This is a genomic window from Streptomyces sp. H51 (genome assembly GCF_035656535.1).
Classification (GTDB): domain Bacteria; phylum Actinomycetota; class Actinomycetes; order Streptomycetales; family Streptomycetaceae; genus Streptomyces.
Window position 1 is genome coordinate 159,027 of record NZ_JAYMHD010000069.1, and the last position, 14,680, is coordinate 173,706.

The following is a 14,680-nucleotide window of genomic DNA, read 5'->3' on the forward strand; positions in this document are numbered from 1 at the left end:
TCGAACTTGTGATTGGTTTCCTTACTCTGCGTAGTCAAAGGGACGATTCGTGACCATTCGCCCGGCCGACGCTGCCGCGCAGGGTGCGCAGTGCGAGCAGGAGGACGGCGATGTCATCCAGGTAGACAGGGTCGGGCAGCAGGTCGGTCGGCAGCACGAAATAGAGCACGGCACCCCAGAAAACCCAACGTGGGCCGGTCGGAAGCCCCGCGCGCCGCAGGCTGCGCCGGGTCCGTACCAGCCGCACCAGAAGCACCACGGCGAACCCGAGCACGACGGCCGCCAGGGCCGCGACGACGGTGATCATGATTGTGGTGGATCTCACGGGGACCTTCCTCCATCCGGCGTGCCGCCCGGCGCGCCCACTTCACGGATTCCCGCATACGGCGCGCATACGTCCTGGACCACCTGTGAGGATCCGGTCACGGTCGGGCTCGGCGGACCCGGCGGCCACGGCTCCGCTACGGCTCGGCCGCCCCCGACGGGGCGTCACCGCCGTCCTCGCGCCCGCCGTCCGGCGTGTCCGACGCGGGACGCGGCACCCTGGCGGCGGTGACCTTCAGGCGCTCGAACGTCCGGGTCAGCTGCCGCAACGGGGACCGGGCCGGAGCGGTGGACGGGTCCGGCCGCGCGGGGAGATCCCCGGCCGACTCCCGGTAGACGGCCAGGGCCTCGTGGGCGCGCTCGGCGGCCTCCCGGTACAGGTCCCGGGACTTGGTCATGGCCTCCAGCGCCTCGGCGTACATGGCGACGAGCTTGCGCTGATGGACGAGTTCCTCTTCCGGGGTGCGCAGGTGCCAGTCCTCCCGCAGCGCCGTCAGGGCCTCCTCGCCGCCCTGGGGCAGCGGCGGGGGCAGCGCGGCGAACCGGTTCAGGGCGTCGACGAGTCCGGTGGGCCGCGAGCCGTCCAGGAAGACGGTGCGCACGGCGAAGTCGCCGGCGTCGAACCCGGCCGGGGCCGGGAACGGCGGCAGCAGGACGGCCCCGCCGCGCGGCACCTCGACGTGGAACTCGCGCAGCGCCCAGTTGACCACGCGCAGTTGCTCCGGCGCGGCGCGGTGCTCCAGCACGCGGTGGCGCAGGCTCGGCGGCAGCAGCGGGGCGAGCGGTCGCCGGCCGTGTTCGTCGGGAGTCATCGCCTCGTGGACGACGACGTCGATGCTCCAGCCGTCGCGCACGGAGGCGCGCAGCAGGCGCCGGATGTCCTTGTCCTCCGGGGGGAGCCGGTTGACCCCGCCCAGACGCAGTCCGGTCGCCGGGTCGTGGTCCCAGTCGGCGTCCGGGGCGTCGGGCCAGAACACGGTGACGGGCGAGGGCCACTCCGGGTCCCACGGCGCCTCCGCCTCCGCCGCCAGCACCCATTCCTGACCGTCGGCCGTGTCCCGGGCGAGCGTGAGCCGGGCCCGCACGGTCACCGTCCCGGCGGCTTTCCAGCGTGCCTCGAAGACGTGCTGCGAGGCGCTCCGGCCGTCGGGCAGTTCCAGGTGGTCGTCGATGACCCGGTGCTGTCCGCGCCGCCGCAGGGTGTCCCGGACGACGTCCGGCGCGTCGGGGCCGGGGTGGCGGCCGCGAGCCAGCCACACCGTGGGGGGAATCGTGGGGTGGACGGTGGCGGAGGCGGGCATGAGTCCATCTCGGAGTGGGGGCACGTGCGCACACCAGTATCCCGCCCGCCGCCGTCCGGCGATCATCCGGGGGTGGGCGCACGGGAGCGTGTCCCCGCACTCGGGGCGCGCGGCGCCCACCCGTGGCCGCACCGCTTCACACGTCCCGCCACCGGCCGGTGCGCGAGGACACTGGCCCGTGCGAACGGGGCCCGCCCTCCATCCGCTTCGGGGCGGGCCCTGTCCGCACCACGCCCACGACGGCTCCCGGACCGCCCGGGCGATACCGTCGCTCCATGTCAGACACCCGGTTGACCACCTCCTCGTACCTCGTCCTCGGCATCATCGACAAACTGGGCGAGGCCAGTGCGTACGACGTGAAGGTGGAAGCGGCCCGCACCGTGGCCCCGTTCTGGTCCGTGCCGCACGCGCAGGTCTACGCGCAGTGCGACCGCCTGCTCGCGGCGGGTCTGCTGTCGCAGGTGCGGCAGGAGAGCGGGCGGGGCCGCAGGGTGCTGGCGCTCACCGACCGCGGCCGGGAAGTGCTGAAGGGGTGGCTGGACGATCCGGAGTTCGTGCCGGTGGAGGCGCGGGAGCGCGGCATCCTCAAGCTGTGGTTCGGCGGCCGGCCCGACGTGCTCGCGCCCACCCAGGTCGGCGAACACGCCCGCACCCTGCACGAATACGAGGAACTCGCCGGGAGCGTGGGGGAGTTGCTGACCGCCGGACAGCGCGAGGCGCTGGAGTTCGGCATCCGCTACGAGCGGATGATGGTCGACTTCTGGCAATGGGTGCAGCAGCGGGACGCCCGCCTGACGGACCGTTGACCCGGGCGCCGCTCCGGCCCTACCGTCTCGATAGTCCAGACGAGACTATCGAGGGCCCGGCAGAGGCCACGAGCGGGGAGTCGTCGTGCGTCGTCCGACGAAAGGCACCTGGCGCCGTGTCGCCGCAGTCACCGTGACGGTCGTGTGCGTGGCGTACGCGCCGGTGGCGATGACCGAGCTGTGGCCGTACGCCCGGCCGGGCGCGCCTGCCTACGGCGAGTGGCTGCTGGCCCGCGCCGTCTCGCCGCGCTACGTCGCCGACGCCGTGGCCACGAGGATCGCGCCGTACCGCCACAGCCTGGCCCCGATGATCCTGCACTCGGTGCTGGGCGGCATCCTGATGCTGCTCGGGCCCGCGCAACTCCTGACCGCGGCGCGGCGGCGCACCCGGCTGCACCGCGTGCTCGGCGTGCTCTTCGCGGTGACGGTGTACGCCTCCATGGGCGGTGCCGCCGTGTACCTGGCCCGGACCGCGCCCGAGGACGCCTTCAGCGGGCCCGCCTTCTGGATCGTGCTCGCCACCATCCTGACCGGCACCGTGCTCAGCGTGACCTTCGGCGTCCTCGCCGCCGTCGCAGGCCACCGCGACCTGCACCAGCGCTGGATGCTGCTGTGCTACGCCTTCCTGCTGACCGCGCCGCTGCTGCGCCTGGAGTGGGGCGCCCTGCCCCGGCTGCTGCCCGGACTTCCCATGACGGAGATCAACCGCGTGGCCATCCAGCACCTGGGCTCGCTGGTCGTCCTCGGCGCGCTGATCGCCGCCCGCACCCTGGACCGGCGGGCGCAGGTCGCGGGGGTGCGGGGGTCGTGGGCGCCGCTGCCGGTGCTGGCCGCCGCGCACCTGGCCGGTGCGGCCGCGCTGACCTGGATCGCCCGCTCCTACCTGGACTCCGGCGCGGCGGGCCGCCGACTGCTGGCGGCCTACCTGGTGCCGTACGCCGTCACGTACGCCGTGATGGCGGTCAGCGCGCGCCGGGCCGGGCGGCGGGGGCGAAGCTGGGCCCGCGAGGAGTGGCGGCTGCACCTGACCGCCCTGTGCCTGGCGCCGGTGCTGTCGGCGGGCGCGGTGCCGGTGTTCGAGCGCGGTCTCGGCCTGGACCGGCACACGGCGCTGTCGGCCGGTGTCTCCGTCGGCTGCGGACTCCTCGCGTTCGCCGCGACCGCGGTGGTCGCCCTGCGCCTGATGTACGCCCGGGAACTGCTCGAACGCGCATCGCTCCAACGGACCGCGGCCGACGAGCGCCCTCCGGCCGTCGACGTCTCGACCCCAGCCGCCTAGCCGCCGCGCCGGCACACCAGGAATCGGAGCCCGCCATGCCGAACCCGACCGAGTCCTCCCAGAACACACCGGCCCCGGACGGGCCGACCCCTTCGGCCTCCGTGCCGGCGTCGGCGCCCGTGCCGGCGTCGGCCGACGCAAGGGCGCTGACGGCCGGTGTGGCCATGCTGACCACCGTCGTCGCGGTGATCAGCCTCCTCGTCGGCGGCCTGATGACGGCCGTCAGCCTGACCGGGCACGTCTTCGGAGCCTGGCCCTCGCCCGAGCCGCTGAGCCAGGGCCTGGTCGGCGCCGCCATGCTGGGCACCTCACCGGCCCTGTTCACGGTCGGCCGGGCGCGCCTGTGGCAGGAGGTGCGCACGCTGGTGTACCCCATGGCGATCGTGCTGGTGGGCCTGTTCACGGTGAGCCTGCTCGACGCCCGCCACCTGTACATCGCCGAGGGCGGCTCGATCATCCTGGTCCTGTTCAGTCTTGGCTGGATGTTCACGCTGGGTGTGCTGACCGTGTCCGCGCTGATCCTCCTCGCCTGGCAGCACCTGACGCCGTCCGGTCAGCCCGCCGGTGCGCGCACCGCGCCGCTGCCCAACTGGTCGAAGCCGCCGCTGGCGGTGCTGGGCTCGTCCTGGCTGGGCATCGGCACGGGGCTGCTGGTGCGGCCCGGCTTCTGGTCCGGCTTCGTCCCGTGGGACCTCGACCGCCTCGACGCCCAGGCCCTCGGCGTGTGGGCGCTCGCGCTCGGCGTCGGCGTCCTCGGCGCCCTCGCGGAGGACGACCTGGAACGCACCCGCGCGGCCCTGCTCGCCCTGCCCTTCACCGGCGCGGCGCTCACCCTCGTACTGGCCTTCCGGGCCGCGGGCGTCGACTGGTCCTCCGGTTCGGCCATGAGCCTCGTCGCCATGGTGGCGGGCCTGCTCGTCACGGGTGCCAGTGGATGGCTGCTGCTCTCCCGGCTCAGTGGGGGAACGCGCGCGGCGGCCGCTGGCGTGGCAGTCGCGCACGGAACTCCTCGATCACCGAACTGATCTGCCGCATCAGCGTGGTGTCCTCGAGCCGGTCGAGATAGAGATTGCGGCGGGCCAGACCGGCGGCGTCCACGCAGAAGTACGCGGACATCAGCGGATTGACGAACAGTTCGCTGCCCTTGGTCCGTTCCGTGAAGCGGACGTCGCCGAACTCGCCGCGCACCGCCGCCGCGACGGAGCCGTTGACGATGCTCGGGTACTCCGGTGTGCTGAGCTGCGCGTGCGCCACCGCGTCCAGGTAGAGCGCGCCCTCACGGCTGCCGGACGGCAGGGAGAACACGCCGAGGAAAGCGCCGTCACGCTCCAGGGCCGCCAGGTTCTCCAGGACCAGCGCGTGACTGACGCCGTGGTAGGAGTCCACGCCGAAGCCCAGGCACGCCACGAGCCTGTCGGGCACCTCCTCCAGGCCGTTCACGGCGGCCAGGCTGGCCATGTCCTCCTCCGGCGTGCCCAGCCCGTGCTCGTCGCCCCGCATGAGGATGTCCGTACCGCCGTCCACCAGCACGATCGCGTCGACCCCGCCCAGGTGCTCGATGAGCGTGCGGTAGGCGGCCCGCAACGGCCGCACGCCGACGCGGGGGAACGCGTGGACGGTGGTGGGAAGTTCCTGCCGGGCGAGCCAGCGGGCGAGCGTCCGCTCGGGGAAGTAGTCGCCGCGGGCCTCGGTGTCCGGCCCGACCGCCGCGACGTCCACGTCCAGCCACACGTCGCCGTCCAGCCCGTACAGGTCCGCGAACGACAGGCTGGCCAGGTGCACTTCCTTGCCCGCCGACCGCAGCGCGAGGGCCAGGGGCAGACCGGCGTACACGTCGAAACCGCCGCCGGCGCCGGCGACGAGCACCCGCCGCGCATCGCTCAGCCGGGTGAACAAGGGGGGTTCGAGGAGCGAGAACACCCGTGGACGGTAACAGGACGCCGGCCCGGGTCCTGTCCGGCCGGGCGCGTGGGGCGCCGACGAGCGGGTGCGGCGGGGCCGGGAACGGACCCGGCCCCGCCGCACCCCGGGCACGTCCTACGCGCCGCTCTCCCGGAGCATGTCCTCGCGTTCGACGATCTTCACGCGTTCGCGGCCCTGCGGCTGGCCCAGTGCCTTCTCGGCGGCGTCCAGGCGGTGCCAGCCCTCCCAGGTGGTGAAGCGGACGCCCTGCTCGGCGAGGAACGCGTCCACGGCCTCGGGGGCGGGCGAGGCGGGGGTGTGCAGCCGGCCGTTCGCGTAGTCGTCCAGCAGATTGGCCACCGTCTCGTTGGCGTCGCCCTTGGTGTGGCCGATCAGGCCGACGGGGCCGCGCCGGATCCAGCCCGTGACGTACGTCGACTGCAGGTGCTCGCCGGACTCCTGGACGACCCGGCCGCCCTCGTCCGGGACCGTGCCGGAGTCGATGTCCCACGGCAGCTTGGGCAGCTTGTCGGAGAGGTAGCCGACCGCGCGGTAGACCGCGGTGACGTCCCAGTCCTTGACGGCGCCGGTGCCCCTGACGTTGCCGGTGCCGTCGAGCGCGGTGCGCTCGGTGCGCAGGCCGACGACCTTGCCGTCCTCGCCGAGGATCTCCACCGGCGACTCGAAGAAGTGCAGGAACAGCTTGTGCGGACGGTCGCCGACGTCGCGGATGGCCCAGTTCTCCAGGGTCTTGGCGACCATGTCGGCCTGCTTGTTGCCGCGCCGCGTCTCGATCGAGCCCGCGTCGTAGTCGATGTCCTCGGGGTCGACGATGACCTCGATGGTGGGGGAGTGGTCCAGTTCCCGCAGCTCCATCGGGGAGAACTTCGCCTGCGCCGGGCCGCGACGGCCGAACACGTGGATCTCGCGTGCCTTGTTGGCCTTCAGGCCGTCGTGGACGTTCGGCGGGATCTCCGTCGGCAGCAGTTCGTCCGCCGTCTTGGCCAGGATGCGGGCCACGTCGAGCGCGACGTTGCCGACGCCGAGCACGGCGACCTTCTCGGCCTCCAGCGGCCAGGTCCGCGGCACGTCCGGGTGGCCGTCGTACCAGGACACGAAGTCGGCCGCGCCGTAGGAGCCGTCGAGGTCGATGCCCGGGACGGGCAGCGCGCGGTCGGCCGTGGCGCCGGTCGAGAAGATCACGGCGTCGTAGAACGCGCGCAGGTCGTCCAGGCTGATGTCGGACGGGTAGTCGACGTTCCCGAAGAGACGGATCTGCGGCTTGTCGAGCACCTGGTGCAGGGCGGTGACGATGCCCTTGATGCGGGGGTGGTCCGGCGCGACGCCGTAACGGATCAGGCCGAACGGGGCCGGCATGCGCTCGAAGAGGTCGATGGACACACCGGGCGCGGCGGCCGCCTCGGACTTGAGCAACGCGTCGGCGGCGTAGATCCCGGCGGGGCCGGCTCCGACGATGGCTACCCGCAGGGGGCGGGGCATGATCAGGTTTCCCTTCGAGCGAGGACAGACGACTCGAAAGGGAAGCCTAAGCTAAGGCAAGCCTAAGTCAGTACGCGGGTCCGCCCTATGAGCCCATAAGTCAGACTTATGGGCAGGCCCTTTCCGTCCTGCGGCCCGGCGGGGGACCGGACCGCGTCGGCCTCGGCGGCCCTCGCAACCTCCTTCCGAGACCCCGCGCGGGTACTCGCTGCGATGAGCAGCGGGGCGATGACGAGAACGAGGACCAGGCCGACGACCAGGCCGACGACCAGGCCACAGGGGGCGCCCCCGGTCTGGCGATGCCGGAGGTGGCCAGCAGCGCCGCGGTGGCGCGCGCCCGGGGTGCGCCGATCGGTCCGCAGCGGCGAGAGGGCGAGCCCGCAGCGAACCCCCGGGCGCCGATCTCGGACGGGGCTACGCGACGCTGTGGCCTGCGGCCTGCGGCCTGCGGCCTGTGGCCTGTGGCCTGTGGCCTGCGGCCTGTGGCCTGTGGCCTGTGGCCTGCGGCCTGCGGCCTGCGGCCTGCGGCCTTGCGGCCTTGCGGCCTTGCGGCCTTGCGGCCTGTGGCCTGCGGCCTTGCGGCCTTGCGGCCTGTGGCCTGCGGCCTGGCGGCCTTGCGGCCTGTGGCCTGCGGCCTGGCGGCCTGCGGCCTTCCGGCCTGGCGGCCTGGCGGCCTGCGGCCTTCCGGCCTGGCGGCCTGGCGGCCTGCGGCCTTCCGGCCTGCGGCCTTCCGGCCTGGCGGCCTGGCGGCCTGCGGCCTTCCGGCCTGGCGGCCTGGCGGCCTGCGGCCTTCCGGCCTGGCGGCCTTCCGGCCTGGCGGCCTTGCGGCCTTGCCGTCCGCGTCGGTGTGCGGATGAGTGGAAGTGGGGTGTCAGGGGAGGGGTTGTTCGGACCAGATGATCTTGCCGGACGGGGTGTAGCGGGTGCCCCAGCGTTCGGCGAGTCGGGCGACCAGGAACAGGCCTCTGCCGCCCTCGTCCGTCATGGCCGCGTAGCGCAGGTGCGGCGAGGTGCTGCTGCCGTCGGAGACTTCGCAGATCAGTGTCCGGTCGAGCAGCACCCGGACGCCGATGGGCTCCCCGCCGTAGCGGATCGCGTTGGTGACCAGCTCGCTCAGGATCAGCTCGGTGGTGAAGGTCAGCTCCTCCAGGCCCCACCGCGCGAGCCTGCGGGTGACGGCGGCCCGTACGTCCGCGACGGCCGCCGGGTCCGACGGCACCTGCCACTCCGCGACCCGGTCGGCGGGCAGCGCCCGGGTGCGGGCGACGATCAGGGCGATGTCGTCGCTCGGCCGGGCCGGCAGCAAGGCGTCGAGCACCGCCCGGCAGGTGTCCTCCGCCGACGGACCGGCCCGCTCCAGCGCACCGCGCAGCAGGTCGAGGCCCTCCTCGATGTCCTGCCCCCGGCCGCCGACCAGCCCGTCCGTGTACAGCACGAGACGGCTGCCCTCGGGCAGCTGGAGGTCGGCCGCCTCGAACGGTAGACCGCCCAGACCCAGCGGCGGACCGGCGGGCACCTCCGCGAAACCCACCTCGCCGTCGGGCCCGATCACGGCCGGCGGCGGATGGCCCGCGCGGGCGACCGTGCAGGTCGCGGACACCGGGTCGTACACCGCGTACAGGCAGGTCGCGCCGATGACCGATACGCCCCCGTCCTCGGGCGTCTCGGCCTGGTCGATGCGGCCGACCAGCTCGTCCAGCAGGGTGAGCAGCTCGTCCGGCGGCAGGTCGAGGGCGGAGAAGTTGTGCACCGCCGTCCGCAGCCGCCCCATCGTGGCCGCCGCGTGCAGCCCGTGCCCGACGACGTCTCCGACCACCAGGGCGACGCGGGCTCCCGGCAGCGGCAGCACGTCGAACCAGTCGCCGCCGACGCCGGCCTGCGCGGGCCGGTACCGGTAGGCGATGTCCAGCGCGGACTGCTCGGGCAGGCTGCGGGGCAGCAGACTGCGCTGCAGGGTCACGGCCATGCTGTGCTCGCGCGTGTAGCGGCGCGCGTTGTCGATGGAGACCGCGGCCCGCTTCACCAGTTCCTCGGCGAGCGCCAGCTCCTCCGCGTCGAAGGGCTCGGGCCTCCGCGAGCGCCAGAAGCTGACCAGACCCAGCACCAGCGACCCGGCGCGCAGCGGCACGACGATCAGCGAGTGGACGCCGTGGTCCAGGATCCGCGCGGCCCGGTCCGGATCCTGATCGGGCCGGCCCGGCGCCGCGCGCAGGTCCGGCTCCAGCACCGCCCGGCCCAGCCGGAGGCTGCGCGCGTGCGGGGAGGAGTCGACGAACACGATCTGCCGGCCCACCGGGTGCAGCGGAGTGTCCTCGTGGATCCCGGCGGCGGCGGTGCGGCGCATCGAGGTCGCCGTCTCCGGCTGGCCCCCGCCGAGCACGGCGTCGTAGAGGTCGACGGTCGCGAAGTCGGCGAACCGCGGCACCACGAGCTCGGCCAGTTCCTCGGCGGTGCGGGTGACGTCCAGGCTGGTGCCGATGCCGACTCCGGCGTCGTAGAGCATGTCGAGGCGTTCGCGTGCCGCCTCCGCCCGGCCGGACAGGGCGCGCAGCTCCGTGGAGTCGCGGAATGTGGCGACGCTGCCGGGCGGGCCGCCCTGGGTGTCCGTCGGCCGCTGGTTGACTGCCAGCAGCCGGTCCCCGACCCGGAGCACCTCGTCGGTCGCGACGCGCCCCGAGGCCAGCAGACGGGCGGTGTCCGTGGCGAGGCCCAGGTCGCGGACATGGCGCCCCTCGGCGTCCGCGGGCAGGCCGAGCAGCCGGTGCGCCTCGTCGTTGGCCAGCAACAGCCGCCCCTCGCCGCCGACGATCAGCACGCCCTCGCGGACGGCGTGCAGCACCGCGTCGTGGTGGTCGTACATCCGGGTCATCTCGTGCGGGCCGAGGCCGTGCGTCTGGCGCAGCAGCCGTCGGCTCACGAGCGCGGTGCCCGCCGTGGCCAGGGAGAGTGCCGCGGCGGCGGCGGCCAGCACGAGGGGCAACTGCCGGTTGGCGGCGCCGCCCACGTTGGCGGTGGTGATGCCCGCCGACACCACCCCCACCACGGAACCGTTCGGCGCCCTGATCGGCACCACCGCCTGCACCAGCCGCCCGAGCGTCCCGTCGATCTCCTCGGTCACGGTCCTGCCTGCCAGCGCGGGCGCGATCGTCCCCACGAACTGCTTGCCGATGCGGTCCGGCTTGGGATGCGTGTAACGGATGCCGTTGGTGTTCATGACAACGATGAAGTCCACACCGGCCGCCCTGCGCGCCGCTTCGGCCCGGGGCTGCAGGACGGCCGTCGGGTCGGGGGCGTCGAGCGCCTCGCGGGTGCCCGGCGCGTTCGCGAACGCCTGGGCGACCGCCACCGACCGGTTGCGGGCCTCCAGGTCGCTGTCGCGCTGTACCTGGAGGACCAGCGCCACCACCGCGGCGACGACGAGCAGCAGCACGATCACCACCTGCAGGACGAACACCTGCCCGGCCACGCTGCGTCCGCTCAGCGCCGACCGCAGCCGGGCGGACCGGCCCGGCGTCCGTCTGCCGTGCGGTTCCGGCCGGGTGGGCGCACCCTCCGGGGTCTGCCGCACCGTCCGTCCGTCCACCTCGAGCACGAAGCCGGGCGCACGGCGGGTGCGGGGACCGCCGGAACGGGGGGTCGACCGCGTCCCGGAGCGACCCACAAGTCGGACCATGCGCCTATGTCTACACCGTTGCGCCCCAAGAGGCGAGAGTCATCACAGAAGGTGACAGACAGTACGTCCCGTGCGGGGCCGGTCGTGGGGCCGGGTCGTGGGGCGGTTCAGTGCCGGCCTCCGGCCCGGGCGGCCTGCGGGGCACGGCGGGTGGCCAGCAGCAGGGCGATGTCGTCGGGCCGGTCGGTCATGTGCCGGGCCGTCGCGGTCAGCCGCTCGGCGACACCGGCCAGCGCACGGCCCCGGCCGCCCGCGCGGGCGGCCGGGGCGCCGGCCCGCGCCAGGGCCACCCGGAGGGCCGTGATGCCGTCGTCGATGTCCATGCCGGGCCGCTCGACCAGCCCGTCCGTGTACAGCGCGAGGATGGCGCCCGGCTCGACGTGCAGTTCGGCGACCGGGTACCGGGCGTGCGGATCCACCCCGAGCACCACACCGCCGGGCAGGTCGAGCACTTCGGTACGGCCGTCCACGCGGCGCAGGATCGGCGGCGGATGGCCGGCCCGCGCCACCCGCGCCAGCCCCGTGGCCGGATCGAGACGGATGTAGCAGCAGCTCGCGAACTGGCCGGGGTCGAGGTCGATGAGCAGGCGGTTGGTGCCGCTCATGACCTCGTCGGGCGGGTGGTCGCCGAGCGCGAACGCCCGCACCGCGCTGCGCAGCTGCCCCATGGTGGCGGCCGCCTGCACGCCGTGCCCCTGTACGTCGCCGATGACCAGGGCCAGCCCGTCCCCGGCACCCACGACGTCGTACCAGTCGCCGCCCACCTCCATGCCCTGGGTGCCCGGCAGGTAGCGGCCGGTGGTCTCCACCTGCGGGTGCAGCGACAGCCGGCGGGGCAGGAGGGCCTGCTGCAGGCCGCGCGCCAGCGCGGCCTCGCTCTCGTAGCGCTGCGCCTTCTCCATGGCGTGGGCGATCAGCCCGGCGAGCGCGGTGAGCACCGTGCGCTCCTCGGTGCTGAAGCTGCGCGGGCGGTCGAAGCCGAGGATGCAGGAGCCGACCGGCCGCCCGGAGGCGATCAGGGGGAGGAAGGCGCGGGAGCCCTCGGTCGCGTCCAGCGGCAGGCCGGGGTAGGCGGCGCTCAGCTGCTGCATGGAGTCGAAGAACAGCGGCCGGCCGCTGGTCAGCGTCTCCACACCGGGCAGCCGGGCGTCCAGCCCCACGCCCTCGAAGGGCGTCAGGAAGCCCGGCGGGAACCCGGTCTCCCAGGCCAGGTACAGGTGCCGGTCCTGCAACAGGTAGATGGCGAGCCGGCCGCCCCCGAACGCGGGCAGCAGCTCCCGTACCACCACGGCCGACACCTGGCGGGCGGTGACCGCCTCGGTCAGCGCGATGGCCAGCACGATCGGCCGGTACACCGGCGCCATGGACGCGTCCCCGGAGGCCGCGGCGACGCCGCTCACCTCCTGCTCGGGCACGGGCGCGAGACCGGAGGCGGTGTCCGCCACCCGGCACGAAGGCCGCAGCGTGTACGTCAGGATGGTGTCTCCGGGATGGACGGACACGTCGAGCCAGGTGGCCTCGTCCGCCGTCCCGGCGCCGTCCGACGCGGCCCGCCCCAGGTGGAAGTGGACCGGTTCGGGGGACAGCAGGGCGCTGCGCAGGTGGTCCTCGCAGTACGGCTGCCCCAGCCACGGCACGCCCTCACGCAGCTGACGGCCGAGCAGCTCCGAGCGAGGCCGGCCCAGCAGCTGAGCGGCCCGCGGGTTGGCGTAGCGGATCAGGCCCAGCCGGTCCGTGCAGAGCACGCCGTCGGGCAGCAGGTCCGCCGCGGCGTCGGCCGCCGCGCCCGGCCCGGGGTCGACGACGACGCCCCGGACCGGGTGCGCGCCGGACGCGAAGCCGTGCGGGGCGGGTGCGGCGTACGGGCTCCACAGCTCCACCACCCGCAGCCTGTCGCCGGCGGTCCGCACGTACAGCGGCAGTGCCGGCGGCCGCCCGCCGGCCGTCTGGCGAAGCGCGGTCAGCACCTGCCCCGGGCTCTCGGGGCAGACGGCGTCGGCGAGCGCGTCCACCGCCTCGATGTCACCGGCGGGCACGCCCAGCAGGTCGGGCAGGCGCTCGTCCACGGTCACCACGTCCGTCACCGGGTCCCAGGCGAAACCTCCGGCCCGCCCCGCGGACGGACGCGTGGCGGGCGGCTGGACGCACACCGGGTCGTCGTCCCAGGCGACCGTCCGCCGGCCGCCCTCCAGGCGCAGCAGCGCCGTGCCCAGGTCCTCGGCGACCTGCGCCATGCGGTCGCGTCGCGCGAGCAGTTCGGCGGCGTCCGCGGCGGGCGGGCACAGCACGGTCAGGACACCGAAGGTCGTCGACCCGCCGACGACCGGCACGTACAGCGACCCGAACGGGAACGGCAGCCCCGCCGCGAACTGGGGATAGCGGCGCATCGTCTCCGCGGCGTTCGGCAGAACCACCTGGACGCCGAGCCGGTAGGCGTCGGCCACCGGGAACGGGCTGTCCGCGTGCAGCCGCCACCAGGACCGGAACAGGGGGCCGGGCAGCCCGGCGAGCACCGCCAGCCGCAGCAGTCCGGTCACACCGGAGCGCAGGTAGACCCCTCCCGAGTGACCGCCGACCGCGCTGATCGCCTCCGTCGTGGCGTCCACCAGCATCGCGGCCAGTTGCTCGGGCATCCGCTCCGTGTCCCTGGCGCTCCCAGTCATCGCCCCTACCTCGTCCGCGCGCCGCCGAGCGGGCGACACAGCAAGAATGCGCCACGACGGGCGCGGGGCGCACCCCGGTGGACAGAGTGATTCCCGGGACGTAGAGGGGCGCCCAGGTCTGCGGCCGTGGCCCGGCGCGCGCGGCCCCGCCCGGGCGCGGGGCCGCGGGCGGGCGCGCCGTCCGGGTTCAGGGCGCCCTTCGCCGCGGCCCGGGCGCTCCGGGCGCCCCGGCGAACGGGGACACTGCCCCGTCGGGGCCGAGCCCTGGCGGTCGGGGTGGAGCCGCGGGTCACGGTGCAGCGCTCGCCGGCAGTACACCCGTACACCCCGTACACCGGTACATCGGTACGCCGACCCCGGCCCGGCACCCCGGCCCGGTGTGCCCGCAGCACTTGTAGGAGCTTTCCCAGCCGGGCAGGATGCTCCGGTGACCCAGTCTGCCGCCGTACGTCCCTACCGCCCCGAGGACCGCGACGCCCTCGACGAGATCTGCGTCCTCACCGCGCACGCCGGCCAGGACAGCCGGCCGTTCTACGCGGACCCCTCGATCTTCCCGGCGACCTTCGCCGATCCGTACGTCCATCTGGAGCCGGAGCTGGCGTTCGTGCTGGACGACGGCGAGGGCCGGGCGGTCGGCTACATCCTCGGCACCGCCGACACGCCGCGCTTCGCCGAGGACTTCCGAGCCAAGTGGCTGCCGCTGGTCGCGGACCGCTACCCCGACCCGGTCGGCGAGCCCGGCACTCCGGACGAGGCGATCGTCCGCCTGCTGCACCGCCCCGAGCGGATGGTCGTCCCGCAGGTCGCCGCCTACCCGGCCCACCTGCACATCGACCTGCTGCCCGGATGGCAGGGCCGCGGCCACGGCCGCGGCCTGATGCGGACGTTCCTGCGGGCCCTGCACGACCGGCGGATCCCGGCCGTCCACCTCTGCATGAGCACGGCCAACACCCCCGCCCGTGCCTTCTACGACCGCCTGGGCTTCCAGGAGATCCCGGTACCGGACTCCGGCCCGGTCACCTGGCTGGGACGACCGACCGAGGGGTGGGACCGCCTGTGACCGCGGGGCCCGGGCGCACCCGGGCCCCCTGCGGGGCCGGCCGCCCAGGCGTGCCGGTCCGCTCACACGCCGGGTGACCGGACCGGACCGGACCGGACCGGACCGGCGCGGCCGGCCGGCCGGACCAGGCCGCGCATCCCGGGACTCCCGGTGCGCGGACCGCGGCCCGGAA

10 protein-coding genes are annotated in these 14,680 nt (G+C 74.5%); 4 read left to right on the plus strand and 6 right to left on the minus strand.

Annotation, left to right across the window (positions count from 1 at the left end; all coding sequences use genetic code 11):
• Positions 1–34 precede the first annotated feature (34 nt).
• Complete coding sequence (locus tag VKA29_RS25195) at positions 35–325, minus strand: YkvA family protein (protein WP_324788243.1); 291 nt, start codon at positions 323–325, stop codon at positions 35–37.
• A 136-nt stretch (positions 326–461) separates the two neighbouring features.
• Positions 462–1,625, minus strand: coding sequence for a hypothetical protein (locus VKA29_RS25200; RefSeq protein ID WP_324788244.1), 1,164 nt, complete (start codon positions 1,623–1,625; stop codon positions 462–464).
• 275 nt (positions 1,626–1,900) lie between these two features.
• Here VKA29_RS25200 and VKA29_RS25205 point away from each other — a divergent pair, with 275 nt between their 5' ends.
• From VKA29_RS25205 to VKA29_RS25215, 3 genes are all read left to right on the plus strand, one after another.
• The gene (locus VKA29_RS25205) at positions 1,901–2,431 is read left to right on the plus strand and encodes a PadR family transcriptional regulator (protein ID WP_324788245.1); all 531 of its coding nucleotides are present in this window, start codon (positions 1,901–1,903) and stop codon (positions 2,429–2,431) included.
• Positions 2,432–2,516: 85 nt separating this feature from the next.
• The gene (locus VKA29_RS25210) at positions 2,517–3,710 is read left to right on the plus strand and encodes a DUF2306 domain-containing protein (protein ID WP_324788246.1); all 1,194 of its coding nucleotides are present in this window, start codon (positions 2,517–2,519) and stop codon (positions 3,708–3,710) included.
• A 35-nt stretch (positions 3,711–3,745) separates the two neighbouring features.
• Positions 3,746–4,735 carry a hypothetical protein gene (locus tag VKA29_RS25215; protein ID WP_324788247.1) on the plus strand — a complete coding sequence of 330 codons (990 nt, stop codon included), beginning with the start codon at positions 3,746–3,748 and terminating at the stop codon, positions 4,733–4,735.
• On the opposite strand, the gene VKA29_RS25220 is transcribed toward VKA29_RS25215, so the two are convergent.
• From VKA29_RS25220 to VKA29_RS25235, 4 genes are all read right to left on the minus strand, one after another.
• Complete coding sequence (locus tag VKA29_RS25220; RefSeq protein WP_324788248.1) at positions 4,665–5,630, minus strand: DUF1152 domain-containing protein; 966 nt, start codon at positions 5,628–5,630, stop codon at positions 4,665–4,667. The genes VKA29_RS25215 and VKA29_RS25220 overlap by 71 nt on opposite strands.
• Before the next feature lie 117 nt (positions 5,631–5,747).
• A complete protein-coding gene (locus tag VKA29_RS25225; protein WP_324788249.1) occupies positions 5,748–7,112 on the minus strand; it encodes an FAD-dependent oxidoreductase in 1,365 nt (454 codons plus the stop codon).
• Positions 7,113–7,983: 871 nt separating this feature from the next.
• Positions 7,984–10,785, minus strand: coding sequence for a SpoIIE family protein phosphatase (locus VKA29_RS25230; protein WP_324788250.1), 2,802 nt, complete (start codon positions 10,783–10,785; stop codon positions 7,984–7,986).
• A gap of 107 nt (positions 10,786–10,892) precedes the next feature.
• Positions 10,893–13,448, minus strand: a complete 2,556-nt coding sequence (locus VKA29_RS25235; RefSeq protein WP_324788251.1) for a SpoIIE family protein phosphatase — start codon at positions 13,446–13,448, stop codon at positions 10,893–10,895.
• A 427-nt stretch (positions 13,449–13,875) separates the two neighbouring features.
• Between VKA29_RS25235 and VKA29_RS25240 the strand changes: the two genes are divergently transcribed.
• Positions 13,876–14,508, plus strand: coding sequence for a GNAT family N-acetyltransferase (locus VKA29_RS25240; RefSeq protein ID WP_324788252.1), 633 nt, complete (start codon positions 13,876–13,878; stop codon positions 14,506–14,508).
• Positions 14,509–14,680 lie beyond the last annotated feature (172 nt).

Excerpts from the sequence above, each read along its gene's own strand:
- VKA29_RS25230 (WP_324788250.1), bottom strand. The coding sequence starts at position 10,785 with ATGGTCCGACTTGTGGGTCGCTCCGGGACGCGGTCGACCCCCCGTTCC.
- VKA29_RS25200 (WP_324788244.1), bottom strand. The coding sequence starts at position 1,625 with ATGCCCGCCTCCGCCACCGTCCACCCCACGATTCCCCCCACGGTGTGG.
- VKA29_RS25225 (WP_324788249.1), bottom strand. The coding sequence starts at position 7,112 with ATGCCCCGCCCCCTGCGGGTAGCCATCGTCGGAGCCGGCCCCGCCGGG.
- VKA29_RS25205 (WP_324788245.1), top strand. The coding sequence starts at position 1,901 with ATGTCAGACACCCGGTTGACCACCTCCTCGTACCTCGTCCTCGGCATC.
- VKA29_RS25215 (WP_324788247.1), top strand. The coding sequence starts at position 3,746 with ATGCCGAACCCGACCGAGTCCTCCCAGAACACACCGGCCCCGGACGGG.
- VKA29_RS25235 (WP_324788251.1), bottom strand. The coding sequence starts at position 13,448 with ATGACTGGGAGCGCCAGGGACACGGAGCGGATGCCCGAGCAACTGGCC.